We start from the raw sequence: 16888 nt of genomic DNA, 5'->3' as shown, positions 1-16888 counted from the left end.
GACATTGCCCGACAGGTTCCCCTCCCCGTGACGATGCCCCCGCCGCCGACCGCTGAAACTGTGCCCGCCGCCGAAGAAGAAACCCACCGCTTCCCCTGCGAACAATGCGGTGCCGACTACACCTATGACCCCGCCTCCGGCACGCTGACCTGCGGCCATTGCGGCCACACCGAAAGCATCCGCAGCGGGCCCTGGAAAGGAACCGCCCTGCAGGAGCTGGATTTCCGCGCGGCAGCGGCTGAGCAGCTGCCGGAGGCGGAGATCGAGGTCACCCGCGTCTCCACCTGCCCGAACTGCGCCGCGCAGGTGGAATTCGACCCGGACACCCACGCCAGGGAATGCCCCTTCTGCGCCACGCCGGTGGTGACCGGCACCGGCGAGAACCGGCATATCAAACCCAAGGGCGTGCTGCCCTTCGCGGTGGAGGAACGCGCCGCGCACAAGGCGATGACGGATTGGCTGGGCGGCCTGTGGTTTGCCCCGAACGGCCTCAGGGAATACGCCCGCAAGGGACGGCGGATGCACGGCATCTATGTGCCTTACTGGACCTATGACGCCCAGACCCGCAGCAGCTACACCGGCCAGCGCGGCACCGTCTATTATGTCACCGAAACCTTCCAGCAGGACGGCAAGACCCGGACCCGGCAGGTCGCCAAGGTGCGCTGGACGCCCGCCTCGGGCCGGGTGCAGCGGTTCTTTGACGATGTCCTTGTTCTGGCCTCCCGCAGCCTGCCCAAAACATACACCGAGGCGCTGGAGCCCTGGGACCTGGCGCAGCTGGAACCCTATCAGCCGCAGTATCTGGCCGGCTTCCGGGCCGAGGCCTACACGGTGGATCTCGAAGAAGGCTTCACCGAGGCCGGGCGGAAGATGGACCGGGTGATCGAGCGCGACGTGCGCTTTGACATCGGCGGCGACCGTCAGCGGATCGCACATATCGACACCAAAATGTCAGAGGTGACCTTCAAGCACATCCTGCTGCCGGTGTGGCTGGCCGCCTACAAATACCGCGGCAAAACCTACCGCTTTGTGGTCAACGGCCAGTCCGGCCGGGTCCAGGGCGAGCGGCCCTACTCAGTCTGGAAAATCGCTTTTGCAATCCTGCTGGCTCTGCTGATCGGCGCTGGCATCGCCCTGATTGCAAGCCAGAAATAGCGCTCAAAGCGGAAGGGGGCGCAGCCGCCCCCTTCCTGAACCGGCCGGTTCCTTTCCCCGGATTCTGAGCCGGAACCCTTGGCCGGCCTCCCTGTCAGCCCTTGCTGATTTCGATCCTGCGAGCGGTCTCCGGCTGCTCCAGAGCCCGTTTCGGCACCGAAATGTGCAGCACGCCGTCCTCCATCCGGGCCGAGGCCGCCTGCCCGTCCGCATCTTCCGGCAGACGGAAGGACCGGCGGAAGGCGCCATACTGGCGCTCGCTGAAATACCAGGTGTCGCCCGTCTTCTCGGACTGGGTCTTCTTTTCGCCGCGGATCGTCAGCACGCCGTTGTCCACGGTCAGCTCCACATCCTCCAGCGCGACGCCCGGGAGCTCCATGGCGATGTCATAAGCCTCTTTGCCGGAGGAGGCCTCGGTTGCCGGGGTAAGCCAGTCGGCAAGCCGCGCGCCAAAGCTGCGGAACGGGTCATAAAGCGACGGCCAAAAGCCGCCATGTTCGGTTTTTTCTACCATAGTTCAGCCTCCTTTCTTGTTGCGTCCCATTGTACCTCCCCGCTGCCGGACCTGCCTTGATCCGGCGCAAGAGCCGGGCCAGCGGCGGGAAATTTCGCCGCCTGTCTCGCCCCCATGCGGCAAACGGGCTAGAGCTGTTGCGACCCGGCCGGCGGCTGGCCGGACAGCCGGGACATTTCAACGAACGGGAGCAGACATGCGGGCACTTATTCAACGGGTCAGCGAGGCCTCGGTCACGGTTGACGGCGCGGTGATCGGCGAAATCGGCCCCGGGCTGCTGGTACTGGTCTGCGCCATGGCGGGCGACAGCGAGGCGCAGGCCGAGCAGCTGGCCGCCAAAATATCCAAGATGCGGATCTTCAAGGATGACGCCGGCAAGATGAACCGCTCTGTGCTGGATACCGGTGGCAGCGTGCTGGTGGTCAGCCAGTTCACCCTGGCGGCCGACACAAGGCGCGGCAACCGGCCCGGTTTCTCCACCGCTGCCGCCCCCGCCGAGGGTGAACGTCTGTATGAATACTTTTCCGGCCGGCTGGCGGCGCTGGGTTTGAAAACTGCAAAAGGACAGTTCGGCGCCGACATGAAAGTCCGGCTGCTGAATGACGGCCCGGTGACCATCTGGATGGACACTGAACAGGCCTGACACGGATCAGCCCTTCGGTACGCAGATGTTCCTCAAACGACCTGCACCTCCCTAACCCGGCTCTGATGCCGAACCGGCCTGTCTGGCAGCGAAAGGGGCGTTTTTAGACCGGAAAGCATCGATTCTGTTCCCCGTCCGGCCGCCCTGCCCGGCTTACCGGTCAGATTCAGAAAAAAATCGCAAAACCACCGCAGGAATATTTCCTGTCGCATTCCCGTATTTTTTTTGTTTTACAAGGCGCCCACTTCGAAAAAACGGCACCTTGACCAAGAAAGGCGACACATGCAGTTCTGCCCGCACAAGGGGGCTTCCCCGGCATGGAGCTAATAACGCTTGCGAGTTAGCGGTAAATACGCAAATCTTAAATCGCCAATCAAAAAACAGGTGCCATCAGCACCGCAACCAATCGGGAGATCTCAATGAATCGTCATATGCAGTATCTGGCCAGCCAGGCCGCGGCAGGCAAGCTGTCGCGCCGTGACTTCCTGGGCAAGGCCGCCGCACTGGGCTTCACCGCAGTATCCGCAAACCTGCTGCTGTCCACCGCCGCCAAGGCGGCCGGCCCGCAGAAAGGCGGCACCATCCGCCTCGGCCTGCAGGGCGGCTCCACCACCGACAGCCTGGACCCGGCGCTGGTCACCAACACCGTTGGCCTGATGGTCACCCGCCTGTGGGGTGAAACCCTGGTCGAACTGGCCGACGACGGCGGCATCGAGGGCAAGCTGGCCGAGAGCTATGAAGCCTCTGCCGACGCCAAGACCTGGACCTTCAAGCTGCGCTCCGGCGTGACCTACTCGAACGGCCAGAGCGTCACTGCCGACGACGTGGTCAAGACCATGGAGCGCCACAGCGGCGAAGACACCAAGTCCGGCGCTCTGGGCATCATGCGCGGCATCAAGGACGTGCGCGCAGACGGCGACAGCGTTGTCTTTGAACTGGACAGCCCGAACGCCGACCTGCCCTACCTGCTGGCCGACTACCACCTGATCATCCAGCCGAACGGCGGCAATGACGATCCGGCGGCGCCGATCGGCACCGGCCCCTACATCATCAAATCCGCCGACATGGGCGTGCGCTTCGTGGCCGAGAAGAACCCGAACTACTGGGGCGATCTGGGCAACGCGGATACCGTGGAAATCATCGTCATCAACGACGACACCGCCCGCGTCGCGGCGCTGCAGTCCGGCCAGGTGGACGTGATCGACCGGGTGCCGCCGCGCACCGCGAAACTGGTGGACCGTGCGCCGAACATCACCGTGCACTCGACCTCAGCGGCCGGCCACTACGTGTTCATCATGCATTGCAACACCGCGCCGTTTGACAACAACGACGTGCGCCTGGCGCTGAAATACGGCATCAACCGCCAGGAAATGGTCGACAAGATCCTGAACGGCTACGGCACCGTCGGCAACGACACCCCGATCAACGCCTCCTATCCGATGTACACCGAGCTGGAACAGCGCCAGTTCGACCCGGACAAGGCGATGCACCACATGAAGAAGGCAGGCCACGACGGCGCCATCCTGCTGCGCACCTCGGACAACTCCTTCCCGGGCGCGCCGGATGCCTCCGCGCTGTTCCAGCAGTCGCTGTCCAGCGCCGGCATCCAGCTGGACGTCAAGCGCGAGCCGAACGACGGCTACTGGTCGGAAGTCTGGAACGCCAAGCCGTTCTGCACCAGCTACTGGGGCGGCCGTCCGACCCAGGACCAGATGTTCACCACCGCCTACCTGTCCACCGCGGACTGGAACGACACCCGCTTCAACAACGAGCAGTTCGACCAGATGCTGGTGGCCGCGCGCGGCGAGCTGGACGTTGCCAAGCGGACGCAGATGTATGCCGACATGTCGACCATCCTGCGTGACGAGGGCGGCCTGATCTGCCCGATGTTCAACGACTTCGTCGAAGCGACCACCGACAAGGTCGACGGCTTTGTTGAAGGCATCCCGGGCCAGGTTCTGATGAACGGCTATGCGGCCAGCAAGCTGTGGGTCAAAGCCTAATATGTCTCCGATCGTAAAACTCCTGGCTCAGCGCATTGCGCTGAGCCTCCTTCTTTTGTTGCTCATCTCAATCGTGATCTTCGCCGGCACTATCGTTCTGCCCGGCGATGTTGCCCAATCGATTCTGGGGCAATCGGCAACGCCGGAGGCACTGGCCAACCTGCGGGCTGAGCTGGGCGTGAACGATCCTCCTGTAGAACGCTATATTGCCTGGCTCTTCGGCGCCATGCAGGGCGATCTTGGCACCGCGCTGACCAGCGGCCAGGATATTGCCCAGGCTCTTAGCAGCCGTTTCTGGAACACCCTGTTCCTCGCCTTCTGGGCTGCCGTGGTCGCGGTTCCGCTGGCAATCTTCCTGGGCCTGCTTGCCGTCCGGTTCAAGGACCGCTGGCCCGACAAGACGATCTCGGCCGTTACCCTGGCCTCGATCTCGATCCCCGAGTTCCTGATCGGTTACGTCCTGATGTACTTCATCGCGGTGCAGCTGCGCTGGTTCCCCTCGGTGGCCATGGTCAACGACAACATGAGCCTGTTTGAGAAGCTGAACGCCATCGCGCTGCCGATTGCCGTGCTGACGCTGGTTGTTCTGGCCCACATGATGCGGATGACCCGCGCCGCGATCCTCAACGTGATGCAGTCGGCCTATATCGAAACAGCCGAGCTCAAGGGCCTCAACGCCTTTCAGGTGATCTACCGCCATGCCTTTCCCAACGCGATTGCACCAATCGTCAACGTGGTGATGCTGAACCTCGCCTATCTGGTGGTCGGCGTCGTGGTGATCGAGGTGGTCTTCGTCTACCCCGGCATGGGCCAGTATCTGGTTGACCACGTGTCCAAGCGTGACGTGCCTGTTGTGCAGGCCTGCGGCCTGATCTTTGCCGCCGTCTATATCGGCCTCAACATGATCGCCGATATCGTCGCCATCCTGAGCAACCCGCGCCTGAGGCATCCGAAATGAAGAATATCCCCATTTCCGCACTCATCGGGCTGTTCTTTACTGCCCTCTACTTCCTCGGCGCCATCTTTGCGCCGCTGCTGGCCCCCTACGGCGTCGGCGAAGTGGTCGGCGATGTGTGGGAGCCCTCCAGCGCAGACTATCTGCTGGGCACCGACAACATCGGCCGCGACCTCCTCAGCCGGATGATCTATGGCGGCCGCACCACCATCTTCATCGCCACCGCAGCAACCGTTCTGTCCTTCACCCTGGGTTCCGTCCTCGGCTTCTTTGCCGCGGTGATGGGCGGCTGGATCGATCAGGCGCTGTCGCGCTTTGTCGACCTGGTGATGTCGATCCCAACGCTGATCTTCGCCCTCGTGGTGCTGTCGGTTGCGCCGGTCACCATTCCGATGCTGATCCTGGTGATGGGCCTCCTGGACGCCACCCGCGTCTACCGCCTGGCCCGTGCCGTCGCGGTTGACATCGAGGTCATGGACTACGTCGAGGCGGCCCGCCTGCGCGGCGAGAAAACCGCATGGATCATCTTCCGCGAGATTCTGCCCAACGCACTGTCACCCCTGATCGCGGAGATGGGCCTGCGCTTCATCTTTGCGGTTCTGTTTGTCTCCACCCTGTCCTTCCTGGGCCTGGGCGTGCAGCCGCCTGAAGCTGACTGGGGCGGCATCGTGAAGGAGAACAAGGAAGGCATCGTCTACGGCATTCCTGCCGCGCTGATCCCGGCCTTTGCCATCGCAACGCTGGCGATCTCGGTCAACCTGGTGGCTGACTGGGTGCTGAACCGGACCACATCGCTGAAAGGAGGCCGCGGATGAGCGATACCCTGTTGAAAGTCCGCGACCTGAAAATCGGCGCGACCATCTACCCGCCGGGCGAACGCCCCCGCGACATCGAGATCGTGCACGGGGTCAGCTTTGACCTCGCGCCCGGCAAGGTCTTGGGCCTGATCGGTGAATCCGGTGCCGGCAAGTCCACCATCGGGCTCGCGTCCATGGCCTATGGCCGCGGCGGCGTGAAGATCACCGGCGGCGAGGTCTGGGTCAACGGGCGCGATATCCTGAAGGGCAACCACAAGGACATCCGCAAACTGCGCGGCGCCGAGGTGACCTATGTGTCGCAATCGGCGGCGGCCTCCTTCAACCCTGCCAAGAAGATCATGGACCAGGTAGTCGAGGCGGCGGTGGAGCAGAAGAAGTTCTCCCGCAAGGAAGCCGAGGCCCGCGCCCGCACCCTGTTTGCCAAACTGGGCCTGCCGGATCCGGACAACATCGGCGAGCGCTACCCGCACCAGGTGTCGGGCGGCCAGCTGCAGCGCTGCATGACCGCGCTGGCGCTGTGCCCGGAGCCGGATCTGGTGGTGTTCGACGAGCCGACAACCGCGCTCGACGTGACCACTCAGATCGACGTGCTGATGGCGATCAAGGAAGCGATCCGCGACACCGGCGTTGCCGCGCTCTACATCACCCACGACCTGGCGGTTGTGGCGCAGGTGAGCGACGACATCATGGTGCTGAAGATGGGCAACACCGTTGAGTACGGCCATGTTGACCAGATCATCAACAACCCGCAGGAGGAGTACACCAAGGCGCTGGTCTCGGTCCGCTCCATCGAGCATGAGGAGAAGGCCCCCACCGAAGAGCCGGTGCTGAGCGTGCGCAACATCACCGCGCGCTACAAAGGCACCCAGTTCGACGTGCTGCACAATGTGAACGTCGATCTGTATCCCGGCCAGACACTGGCGGTGGTGGGTGAATCCGGCTCCGGCAAATCCACCCTCGCCCGCGTGATCACCGGCCTTCTGCCGCCGCGCGAGGGCGAGATCGAATTTGCCGGCCGCAAACTCTCCCCGGACCTCAAGGGCCGCACCCGCGAGGACCTGCGCGAGCTGCAGATGATCTACCAGATGGCGGACGTAGCGATGAACCCGCGCCAGACCGTCGGAACCATCATCGGCCGCCCGCTGGAGTTCTACTTCGGCATGCGCGGCGCGGAGAAGAAGAAGCGGATCATCGAACTGCTGGACGAGATCGAGCTGGGCGAGAAGTTCATCGACCGCTATCCGGCGGAGCTTTCGGGCGGCCAGAAGCAGCGTGTGTGCATCGCCCGCTCGCTGGCGGCCAAGCCCAAGATGATCATCTGTGACGAGGTCACCTCGGCGCTGGATCCGCTGGTGGCGGACGGCATCCTGAAACTTCTGCTGGATCTGCAGAAGATCGAGGATGTGGCCTATCTGTTCATCACCCACGATCTGGCGACTGTGCGCGCCATCTCCGACAACATCGCGGTGATGTACCAGGGCAAGGTGCAGCGCTACGGCGGCAAGTCCAAAGTGCTGAGCCCGCCGTTTGACGATTACACCGACCTGCTGCTCAGCTCCGTCCCGGAGATGAAGCTGGGCTGGCTGGAAGAGGTGATCGCACACCGCAAGATGGAAAGCGCCGGCAACTAAATCCACAAATGGATGCAAAGCCCCTGCTGATAGCCAGCGGGGGCTTTTTCTTTTTTTCAATCTCACGGTTTTGTGATAGTTTAGCGGAGCAGGGAGAATGCAGCGAACGCGCTGCGAATAACATAAAAGCACTGAGTGCGGCTGATCTCTGAGGCAAGCCAACCCGAAAATACCGGGCAGTTTTGTTGTGACTGCAGGAAAGGGGAGGAACCTTCATGAAAGACTGGGCAATTCACGGATTCGAGATCGCCAATTGCAATTGCGTGCCCGGGTGCCCCTGCCAGTTCTCGCAGCTCCCCAACGACGGCACCTGCGAAGCAATGCTGACCTTCCGCATTGATACCGGCCACTACGGCAACACCAAACTGGACGGGCTGCGCGCCGCGGCCATCTACAAATGGCCCGGCCCGATTCACGAGGGCAACGGCGAGATGCAGATCATCATCGACGAAAGTGCCACGGCGGAGCAAAAGTCCGCGCTTGAGGCGATCATGACCGGCCGGGACACCGAAGAATTTGCAACGATGTTCTTCGTCTTCAATGCCATGTGCACAACCAGGCACGAAACCCTCAGCGCCCCGGTGTCGCTGAGTTTTGATACGGAAACCGGCATTGGCCACGGCAAGGCGGACGGCATCGGGGAAACCAAGGTCGAACCGATTGCGCACATCGTATCCGGGGCGCCGCATTCGGTTCAGATAAAACTGCCGAACGGGTTTGAATACTCCGTGGCCTCCGTGTGCCGGGGCACAACCCACACCCCCGGCTCAGCCATCAGCCTGGAAAAAAACAGCGGAACCCACGCCCATGTCGCCGAGCTGCACCTGACCGGCAAGGGTGTTGAGCGCGCGGCCTGATCCGCCATGGCCCGCCCGCAGCACGCCACCGGAACAGCCGAACGCCTGGCGCGAAACGATCAGGCAGTTGTTCTGAGCGCCGTGGCCGCCATCGTGCTGCTGAGCGCTCTGTACACCATCTTTGGCATCGGCATGAACATGACCGCGGTCGAGATGACCCGGATGGCCCGCCCGGTCGGCGAGCCCATGGCGATGGGCGCCGGCTCGCCTTGGACTGCGGGCTATGCGGTGCTGATCTTTCTGATGTGGTGGGTGATGATGATCGCCATGATGACACCCAGCGCGGCCCCGGTGCTGCTGCTGTTCACCGCGATCAAGAAAGCCGGTTCCCATGCCGCCAGCGCCCCGCTGCTCAGCCTGCTGTTCCTCAGCGGTTACCTGCTGGCCTGGGCCTTCTATTCTGCACTCGCCACCACTCTGCAGTGGTGGCTGGAAACAATGGGCCTGTCCGACGGCCCCATGATGTCGCTCAGCAGCCGTGCCCTGGGCGGTGCGTTGCTGCTGGCGGCGGGCGCCTATCAGTTTACCCCCTACAAGCACGCCTGCCTCTCCCATTGCCGTTTGCCGGTTCAGTTTCTGACCGCGCATAACCGCACAGGCTTGGCTGGTGCTGTGCTGATGGGCGCCCACCACGGCACCTTTTGCCTCGGCTGCTGCTGGGCGCTGATGCTGCTGCTGTTCGCCGGCGGCATCATGAATCTCTACTGGATTGCCGGGCTGGCGCTGTTTGTGCTGGCCGAGAAGACCTTTCCATACCCAAGGCTCTTCACCGCTGCCGCCGGTGCGCTGCTCTGCCTGGCAGGCGCCTATGTGCTCCTCACTGCGTTCTGATACCGCTGCCGTTGCCCGGCAAATCCGCAACGCCTGTCCGGAAAATCCGTTTTTCCGCCGATGCGCCGTTTTTTGAATGGCAATTCAAGAAACAGCGGCAATGATACCCTCCCGAAGCCATCGCAAGGCAAAGGGATTCGGCGAATGGACAACAAACTTCTGCTTATCATTCTGGACGGCGTGCCCTGGCGCAACTTCCGCCGCCTGTTCGGCAACCTCGAAGGCTGGGTGGACAGTGGTGATGCCCGCGTCTGGAAGCTGCGGGCGGTGCTGCCGTCGATCTCGGCCAGCTGCTATGCCTCGATCCACACCGGCGTGGCGCCCGCCATCCACGGCTGCACCGGCAACGCCAACGTGTTCCGCCTGAAGGAAAAGGACGTGTTCAGCCAGGTCCGTGAGGCCGGCGGCGTCACCGGTGCCGTCGCCCACAGCTACTGGTCGTCCTTCTTCAACCGCCACCCGTTCGATTACGTGCGCGACATCGAATACGACGAGCCGGAAAGCAAGACCATCAACCACGGCCGCTTCCACACCATGACCGGCTACGGCAAGGACAACCAGATGACCCCGTCGGATGTCGACCTGTTCGGCACCCTGACCAACCTCTGCCTGCGCTTCGGCCTCGACTACGGCATGCTGCACACCTGTACCCTGGACAGCATGGGCCACCGCTATTTCCACGACTGCCAGGAAATGGACCACGCCTGTTTCGTGATGGACGAGATGCTGGCCCCCTTCATCACCCGCTGGCGCGACCTGGGCTACGAGGTGATCGTCACCGCCGACCACGGCCAGGACGAGCGCGGCCACCACGGCGGCCGCGGCGCGCTGCAGCAGGAAACCGCGCTCTACTACTTCGGCGAGGCTGACGGCCCCGACCACGGCGAGGTGATCGACCAGCGGCAGCTGGCCCCGACCATCCTCAAGCGGCTGGGGGCGCCGATTGCCGGCACCATGAAGGCGGAGCCCTTCCTGAAGTGACCTGACGCGGCGGCTGGGTGCCAGGATGGCCTTCAGCTGCCGTTTTCCGACGCCAGTCCCCCTTGTTGCGGTATTTTTTCTTCTGACCGCCCCGGCGCTGGCCAGCGACGCCTGCGATGAGCCGTGGCTCACACGCAACTCGGTGATCGACCGGGCCGGCTAGCGGACCCTAGTCGTCATAGGGCCAGATCCCCTGCCCCAGCGCCTCGACGGCAACCGAAATCCGCTCGAAACTGTCCCGCGCCCGGCCCACGCTGTGGCGCGCACGCAGGTAGCCGTGGATCAACCCCGGCTCGTTGATCCAATGCGCCTTGCCGCCAGCCTCGACAATCCGGTCCCGGTATTCGCGCGAGTCATCGCGGACCGGATCGCAATCCGCTGTCACCAGCACGGTCGGCGGCAAGCCGGAAAAGTCGCTGTCTGCCAAGGGCGCAAACAGCGGATCATCCTTCGGCGCCTCGCCATCGGTGCGGATATCCATGTAATACAGCACGTCCTCGCGTGTCAGCATCGGCGCCTGCGCGTGCTCGATATAGGAGCCCTGATTCACGTCACCGCCAAAGGCGCCATAAATCAGGACCTGGCCCAGAATCGACTCGCAGCGGCCGCGCGCATGATGCGCCACCGCGGCACAGATGTTGGCACCGGCGCTGTCGCCCATCAGGACAATGCCCTTGCCATAGCCTGCCTCGACCCAGCCGAGCACCACCCAGGCATCCTCAAAGGCGGCGGGATGCTTGTGTTCGGGGGCCAGCCGGTAGTCCACCGCCACCACCCGGTAGCCGGTCTGGGCGCATACCTCGGCACAGACATCGTCGTGGCTGTCCAAGCCCCCGACGACAAAGCCGCCGCCATGGCAGAACAGCACCGTCCGGGTCGGGTCGCCCGCGGTATAGACCCGCACCGGCACGCCATTGGCCGACAATTCCTCAACCGACACCACATCCGGCCGCGGCACCCGGAATTCCAGCGCCATAGAATTGTAGATCCGGCGCTGCTCTTCGATGCTCATCTCAACGGCGTCATCGGGATAAAGCTCCCCGGTCTTCTGGATGAAGTCCCAGGTCTCCTCGTCGATCAGCCGTTCGTAATCCATCTGCGAGCCTCCCTGCACGCCGGTTTTCCAAAGAGCCTAGGCACAGTTTCCCGCAAATGGAATGCCTGAAAGAAAAAGCGCCCCGGAGGGCGCTCTTTATCCCACGCCCTGCGGCAGGGTCAGGCTGCCGCGGCAGGCTCCCACGGCCGGGTGAAATTGTTCAGCACGCCATCGATGTCCGCCTCCGAGCTCCCGTTGGCGGCAATTTGTGCCACCAGCCCGCGCTTCTTATCGTCGATCACGCTGACCACACGCGCCGCCACCCCGGCCTGTTCCAGCGCGCCGTTGTAGACACGGGTGATCGCCATCTTGCGCAGATCGGGCTTGAACACCTTGCCCACCGCGGTTTTCGGCAGTTCCTTCAGCACAGTCAAATGCTTGGGGATTGCCGCCCGCTCATGCACATGGACCTTGCAGTATTCCAGCAGCTCCGCCTCGCTGACGGCGGCACCCTCGACAAGCTCGACAAAGGCACAGGGCAGTTCGCCGGAATGCGCGTCCGGCTGGCCGATCGCGCCGGCAAAGGCCACCGCATCATGGCCCAGCAGCGCTTCCTCGATTTCCGCCGGGTCGATGTTGTGGCCGCCGCGGATGATCAGATCCTTGGCACGGCCGGTGATCCAGAGGTACCCGTCCTCGTCGATCCGTCCCAGATCGCCGGTGCGCAGGTATTTCTCCTGATAGTAGAGATCCACGTTCTTTTCGGCTTCGGTATAGGTATTGCCCGCGAACACCCCGGGGTTCGACACGCAGATCTCCCCAACCTCGTCGCGCGCGCATTCCAGCGCCCCGTCATTGGTCTGCTTGACGATCCGCACGTCGGTGTACGGGAACGGGATGCCCACCGATCCCACCTTCTTCTCGCCACCCGGCGGGTTGCAGCTGACCAGGCAGGTGGCCTCGGTCAACCCGTATCCCTCGACAATGGACACGCCGCATGCGCTCTCAAACCGCTTGAACAGCTCCATCGGCATCGGGGCGGAGCCGGAGAACGCGGTTTTCACGGTTGAGATATCCGCATCCACCGGCCGCTGCATCAGCGCCGACACGGCGGTTGGAACCGTGATGATAAAGGTGACCTTCCAGCGCTCGATCAGCTTCCAGAAGTTGTCGAACACGCCTTCACCGCGGTAGCCCTGCGGCGTCGGGAACACCACATGCGCGCCAGAGGCCACCGCCGCCATCATGATCACATGCACCGCAAAGACATGAAACAGCGGCAGCGGGCACATGATGTTGTCTTCTTCGGTGAACAACAGCGTGCTGCCCAGCCAACCGTTATAGACCAGCCCGGAATACTTGTGCTGCGCTACCTTGGGCATGCCGGTGGTGCCGCCGGTGTGGAAATAGCAGGCCACCCGGTCGCCCGCGCTGTCGGCAAAGCTCAGGGTCTTGGGGTGCTTCGCCATCTCCTTGGAAAAGCTCAGGTAATCGGCATGACTGGGCCTGCCGTCCATCTTGGGCCGGATCAGCGGCACGATCCAGGATTTCGGCGGCGTCAGATAGCGGTTCAGGTCCACCTCCAGCACCGTGTTCACGCCCGGCGCATGGCGCACCGCCTCCGCCACCTTCTGTGCCACGTCCGTTTTCGGGAAGGGCCGCAGGGTCACCACCACCTTGGCCTTGGTCTCCCGCAGGATTGAGGCGATCTGCTCCGGCTCCAACAGCGGGTTGATCGGGTTCACGATCCCCGCCACCGCGCCGCCCAGCATGGTGACCAGCGTCTCATTGCAGTTGGGCAGCACATAGGCCACCACGTCGGTCTCACCGATTCCCAGCGCGCGGAACATGTTGGCCGCCTGGCTTACCTGCTCCTTCAGCGTGCTCCAGGTCAGCGTCTCCGCCTTGTCCTGGGCACCAGAGAAAATCTGATAGCTGACCGCCTTGCTGTTCGGATACTTGTCCGCGGTGCGCGACAGCAGCCCGTACAAGGTGGCCGGCAGGTCCCGCGCCTCATACGGCATTTCATTCTGCAGCGCATCGCGGTCCGCGATTCCGGAAAAACCCATAAATCTCCTCCCCGTTCCCCCGGTGCACAGCCGGTGTACGGGTGGTGCACGGAGTGTGTCTCTGTTTTCCGCCCAGATTATTGCAAACGCGTGATTGCGCAAGCGCCGCGGCAGGGTCACGCCAAGGCAGCTTGGCCCGTGACGTCGCGCCAATTCGCGGCAATGGGCAGTTTTCAACAAAAAACGCCCCGGAACGGGTCCGGGGCGCTCGTCCTGTCATGCTGGCCGGCGCTTATTCCGCCGCCAGCCCTTCGGTGAACTGCAGCTTGGCCAGCCGCGCATAAAGCCCGCCCTGCGCCACCAGCTCATCATGGGTGCCGGTGGCAACGATGCGGCCCTGGTCCATCACCACGATGCGGTCGGCCTTTTTCACGGTGGCCAGCCGGTGCGCCACGATCAGCGTGGTGCGGCCCTGGCTCAGCTCATCCACCGCGGCCTGTACCAGCCGTTCGCTTTCCGCATCCAGCGCCGAGGTCGCCTCATCCAGCAACAGCACCGGCGCGTCGCGCAGGATGGCGCGGGCAATGGCAATCCGCTGCTTCTGGCCGCCCGACAGCATAACACCGCGTTCGCCGACAAAGCTGTCATAGCCTTCCGGCAGTTTCGAAATGAACTCATGCGCGGCGGCGGCCGCAGCGGCGGCCTCCACCTCTGCATCCGTGGCCTCGGGCCGGCCGAACCGGATGTTCTCGCGCGCCGAAGCGGCAAAGATCACCGGGTCCTGAGGCACCAGCGCGATATGGCGGCGGAACTCGTCCCGCTGCAGTTGGGTCAGCGCCACGCCGTCCAGCTTCACCGCGCCCTGATTGGGGTCATAGAACCGCTGCAGCAACTGGATGATGGTGGTCTTGCCCGCGCCGGAAGGGCCGACAAAGGCCACCGTTTCACCCGGTTTCACCGTCAGCGACACGTCGTCCAGCGCCGAGACATCCGGGCGCGCGGGGTAGCGGAAGGAGACATTTTCAAACACAATCTCGCCCTTGACCGGCGCCGGCAGCACCTGCGCGGCAACCGGATCCAGCACGGTGTCCTTGGCGTTCAGCAGCTCCACCAGCCGCTCGGTGGCCCCGGCGGCCCGCTGCAGCTCGCTCCAGATCTCCGACAGCGCCGCGACCGATCCCGCCACCAGCACGGCATAGATCACGAACTGGATCAGCGTGCCTTCGGTCATAACGCCCGCGCGCACATCATTGGCACCCATCCACAAGACGCCGACGATGCCGGAGAACACCAGGAAAATCACGATCACCGTCAGATAGGCGCGGGTCTGAATGCGGCGGCGGGAAACATCATAGGAGGTTTCCGTCAGCTCGGAGAACTTCGAACGGCTGGCAGCCTCATGAGTGAAAGCCTGCACCGTCTGCACCGCTCCCAGCGCCTCGCCCGCGTTGCCGGAGGAGGCCGCGATCCAGTCCTGGTTCTCCTTGCTGATCGCGCGCAGGCGGCGGCCCAGCACCAGGATCGGCACGATCACCGCCGGCACGATCAACAGCACCATCATCGTCAGCTTCGCCGAGGTCAGCAGCATCAGCACCATGCCGCCCAGGAAGATCAGCAGGTTGCGCAGCGCAATCGACACAGACGAGCCCAGCACCGACTGGATCAGCGTGGTGTCGGTGGTGATCCGGCTCAGCACCTCACCGGTCATGATGCGCTCGTAAAACTCCGGGCTCATGCCGATCACCCGGTCGAATACCGCCTTGCGGATATCGGCCACCACCCGTTCGCCCAGCCTTGTCACCAGCGCATAGCGCACACCGGTGCCCACCGCCAGCAGCGCCGCAATGACCAGCGCGGCACTGAAATAGAGATTCAGCAGCTCGGAATCAGAAACCCGGAAATTGTCCACCACCCGGCGCACCGCCAGCGGCAAGGTCAGCGACAGCGCTGCCGTCAGCACCAGCGCGCAAGTGGCGGCCAGCATCAGCAGGCGGTAGGGGCGCATGAACGGCCACAGTGCCGACAGCACGCCAATCTTCCGGGATTTCTCCCGCTCTTGCTCCGCATTCGGGGCCGCTTGTCTCCGCGCCATTCCGGATCCTTCTGCACTTTGGTCTGGCGGGTCTCGAAACCCGCGTAATTGCAAAGGTTCATGGCCCCGCAGGCCGGGCGCGTCAAGCGCTGAGCAGTTTCAAAAAGCGCATGAAAACAGCCGCGCACTGCGTCACAGGGTATCAATCCGGCGGCTTGGGAAGGTCTGGAGCGGGTAGCGGGAATCGAACCCGCACCTTAAGCTTGGAAGGCTCTTATGATACCATTTCACCATACCCGCTCAGGACATTTGCTGATTTAGGTGAAGCGCCGGGGAAGGTCAACCACCTTGTTTTCGTTTGCCTTTGCGGCAGCGGAAAATTCAACGCACCCCTTGCGAAAGCCCTGCCAAGCCCCCCAAATAACAGCACAATCCACCCGCCCCGCCGCCTGTCCAGACCACCGGAAGACCGCCGTGACCCAAATGCCGCAAACCGCCGTTATCACCGCCCACGGCCAGCCCTCCGCCCCCGCCCCGGCAGAGGCGGATCTGGCGGCCACTGCCAGGGCCGTAGCCGCGCATCTTCCCGGCTGGGATGTCCGCTCCGCCACCTTGGCAGATCCGGGCCGTCTGGAAGCGGTGATGCAGGCCGGCGCCGTGGTCTATCCGTTTTTCATGTCGCGCGGTTACTTCACCAGCAAGGTGCTGCCGGGGCGTCTGCAGGGCCGGACCATCCGGATGGCCACGCCGTTCGGGCTGGACAGCGGCCTGCCGGATCTCGCCGCACGGGCCGTGCAGCAGTTGGCATCGCAACAGGACTGGCCGCTCAGCACACTGAATCTGCTTCTGGCCGCCCACGGCTCGGCCCGCGGCCCCCGCGCCGCTGAAGCTGCAGAGGAATTCGCCGCGCAGCTCGGCCCGCTGCTGCCAGGCTGCACCCTGTCGCTGGGCTACATCGAGCAGGACCCGCGCCTTGCCTCTGCTGCCGCCCCCTTGCCCGCTCGGTCCATCTGCCTGCCCTTTTTCGCCCAGGCTGGCGACCACGTGAAGGAGGACCTTCCCGAAGCCCTGGACACCGCAGGCTTCGGCGGCACAGTGCTGCCAGTGGCAGGCGCCCTGCCCGGAGCCCCGGCCCTGATCGCCGCTGCCATCCGCCGCGCAAGCCTTGACCGGAACGCTTCTGAGTGAAATTCTAGCCTTCCGGAAAGAAAAGCAATTTTTGGCTCAAGCATTGGCATTTGGCCTCTTGCGCCAGAGCCGGGCATGTGATTAATCACGCCTTACACCACGGATGGCGAGTTGGCGGAGTGGTGACGCAGCGGATTGCAAATCCGTGTACACCGGTTCGATTCCGGTACTCGCCTCCAATTCCCTCACGGGCATTTTTCACTTTTTTCTGACGCGGACTGCGACCAATCCGGCT

Annotated in this window: 13 protein-coding genes, 2 tRNA genes and 1 pseudogene; 11 read left to right on the top strand and 5 right to left on the bottom strand. The window is 63.5% G+C overall.

Annotation, left to right across the window (positions count from 1 at the left end):
* The first annotated feature begins 33 nt into the window (after positions 1–33).
* Positions 34–1155 (top strand): TFIIB-type zinc finger domain-containing protein, encoded by a 1122-nt coding sequence (locus tag GKC28_RS09260; RefSeq protein WP_174146622.1) that lies wholly within the window; start codon positions 34–36, stop codon positions 1153–1155.
* A gap of 94 nt (positions 1156–1249) precedes the next feature.
* On the opposite strand, the gene GKC28_RS09255 is transcribed toward GKC28_RS09260, so the two are convergent.
* Complete coding sequence (locus GKC28_RS09255) at positions 1250–1669, bottom strand: Hsp20/alpha crystallin family protein (RefSeq protein ID WP_174146615.1); 420 nt, start codon at positions 1667–1669, stop codon at positions 1250–1252.
* Positions 1670–1865: 196 nt separating this feature from the next.
* On the opposite strand from GKC28_RS09255, the gene dtd reads away from it, so the two are divergent.
* From dtd to GKC28_RS09215, 8 genes and pseudogenes are all read left to right on the top strand, one after another.
* Positions 1866–2312 carry a D-aminoacyl-tRNA deacylase gene (gene dtd, locus GKC28_RS09250; protein WP_174146614.1) on the top strand — a complete coding sequence of 149 codons (447 nt, stop codon included), beginning with the start codon at positions 1866–1868 and terminating at the stop codon, positions 2310–2312.
* A gap of 419 nt (positions 2313–2731) precedes the next feature.
* Positions 2732–4315 (top strand): ABC transporter substrate-binding protein, encoded by a 1584-nt coding sequence (locus tag GKC28_RS09245; protein WP_174146613.1) that lies wholly within the window; start codon positions 2732–2734, stop codon positions 4313–4315.
* A gap of 1 nt (position 4316) precedes the next feature.
* Entirely contained in the window at positions 4317–5273 is a 957-nt protein-coding gene (locus GKC28_RS09240; RefSeq protein ID WP_174146612.1) for an ABC transporter permease, read from the top strand.
* On the top strand, positions 5270–6085 hold the full coding sequence (locus GKC28_RS09235) for an ABC transporter permease (RefSeq protein WP_019295750.1): 816 nt from the start codon (positions 5270–5272) through the stop codon (positions 6083–6085). Before GKC28_RS09240 ends, GKC28_RS09235 begins: the two co-directional genes overlap by 4 nt.
* Positions 6082–7795: pseudogene (locus GKC28_RS09230) on the top strand (ABC transporter ATP-binding protein). Before GKC28_RS09235 ends, GKC28_RS09230 begins: the two are co-directional and overlap by 4 nt.
* Positions 7796–7934: 139 nt before the next feature.
* Positions 7935–8576 carry a DUF1326 domain-containing protein gene (locus GKC28_RS09225; protein ID WP_174146610.1) on the top strand — a complete coding sequence of 214 codons (642 nt, stop codon included), beginning with the start codon at positions 7935–7937 and terminating at the stop codon, positions 8574–8576.
* A 6-nt stretch (positions 8577–8582) separates the two neighbouring features.
* The gene (locus GKC28_RS09220; RefSeq protein WP_174146609.1) at positions 8583–9407 is read left to right on the top strand and encodes a DUF2182 domain-containing protein; all 825 of its coding nucleotides are present in this window, start codon (positions 8583–8585) and stop codon (positions 9405–9407) included.
* Positions 9408–9551: 144 nt separating this feature from the next.
* Positions 9552–10388 carry an alkaline phosphatase family protein gene (locus GKC28_RS09215; protein WP_174146608.1) on the top strand — a complete coding sequence of 279 codons (837 nt, stop codon included), beginning with the start codon at positions 9552–9554 and terminating at the stop codon, positions 10386–10388.
* 169 nt (positions 10389–10557) lie between these two features.
* Here GKC28_RS09215 and GKC28_RS09210 read toward each other — a convergent pair whose 3' ends face one another.
* From GKC28_RS09210 to GKC28_RS09195, 4 genes are all read right to left on the bottom strand, one after another.
* The gene (locus GKC28_RS09210) at positions 10558–11484 is read right to left on the bottom strand and encodes an alpha/beta hydrolase (RefSeq protein ID WP_174146607.1); all 927 of its coding nucleotides are present in this window, start codon (positions 11482–11484) and stop codon (positions 10558–10560) included.
* Between the two features lie 119 nt (positions 11485–11603).
* Positions 11604–13493: an acyl-CoA synthetase gene (locus tag GKC28_RS09205; protein ID WP_174146606.1), complete on the bottom strand. Its 1890-nt coding sequence runs from the start codon at positions 13491–13493 to the stop codon at positions 11604–11606.
* Between the two features lie 232 nt (positions 13494–13725).
* Positions 13726–15525 (bottom strand): ABC transporter transmembrane domain-containing protein, encoded by a 1800-nt coding sequence (locus GKC28_RS09200; protein ID WP_174146605.1) that lies wholly within the window; start codon positions 15523–15525, stop codon positions 13726–13728.
* A 166-nt stretch (positions 15526–15691) separates the two neighbouring features.
* A tRNA-Gly gene (locus tag GKC28_RS09195) sits at positions 15692–15765 on the bottom strand.
* Positions 15766–15939: 174 nt separating this feature from the next.
* Here GKC28_RS09195 and GKC28_RS09190 point away from each other — a divergent pair.
* Entirely contained in the window at positions 15940–16653 is a 714-nt protein-coding gene (locus tag GKC28_RS09190; protein WP_174146604.1) for a CbiX/SirB N-terminal domain-containing protein, read from the top strand.
* Between the two features lie 105 nt (positions 16654–16758).
* Positions 16759–16832: transfer RNA gene (locus GKC28_RS09185), tRNA-Cys, on the top strand.
* The last annotated feature ends 56 nt before the right edge of the window (positions 16833–16888 follow it).

Source organism: Leisingera sp. ANG59 (assembly GCF_013317235.1).
Taxonomy (GTDB): domain Bacteria; phylum Pseudomonadota; class Alphaproteobacteria; order Rhodobacterales; family Rhodobacteraceae; genus Leisingera.
The sequence above is the reverse complement of the archived record's forward strand: the minus strand, read 5'-3'. Positions and strand labels throughout refer to the sequence as shown.

Coding starts and splice junctions, on each gene's coding strand:
- GKC28_RS09260 (WP_174146622.1), top strand. CDS start 34: ATGCCCCCGCCGCCGACCGCTGAAACTGTGCCCGCCGCCGAAGAAGAA.
- GKC28_RS09255 (WP_174146615.1), bottom strand. CDS start 1,669: ATGGTAGAAAAAACCGAACATGGCGGCTTTTGGCCGTCGCTTTATGAC.
- dtd (WP_174146614.1), top strand. CDS start 1,866: ATGCGGGCACTTATTCAACGGGTCAGCGAGGCCTCGGTCACGGTTGAC.
- GKC28_RS09245 (WP_174146613.1), top strand. CDS start 2,732: ATGAATCGTCATATGCAGTATCTGGCCAGCCAGGCCGCGGCAGGCAAG.
- GKC28_RS09240 (WP_174146612.1), top strand. CDS start 4,317: ATGTCTCCGATCGTAAAACTCCTGGCTCAGCGCATTGCGCTGAGCCTC.
- GKC28_RS09235 (WP_019295750.1), top strand. CDS start 5,270: ATGAAGAATATCCCCATTTCCGCACTCATCGGGCTGTTCTTTACTGCC.
- GKC28_RS09225 (WP_174146610.1), top strand. CDS start 7,935: ATGAAAGACTGGGCAATTCACGGATTCGAGATCGCCAATTGCAATTGC.
- GKC28_RS09220 (WP_174146609.1), top strand. CDS start 8,583: ATGGCCCGCCCGCAGCACGCCACCGGAACAGCCGAACGCCTGGCGCGA.
- GKC28_RS09215 (WP_174146608.1), top strand. CDS start 9,552: ATGGACAACAAACTTCTGCTTATCATTCTGGACGGCGTGCCCTGGCGC.
- GKC28_RS09210 (WP_174146607.1), bottom strand. CDS start 11,484: ATGGATTACGAACGGCTGATCGACGAGGAGACCTGGGACTTCATCCAG.
- GKC28_RS09205 (WP_174146606.1), bottom strand. CDS start 13,493: ATGGGTTTTTCCGGAATCGCGGACCGCGATGCGCTGCAGAATGAAATG.
- GKC28_RS09200 (WP_174146605.1), bottom strand. CDS start 15,525: ATGGCGCGGAGACAAGCGGCCCCGAATGCGGAGCAAGAGCGGGAGAAA.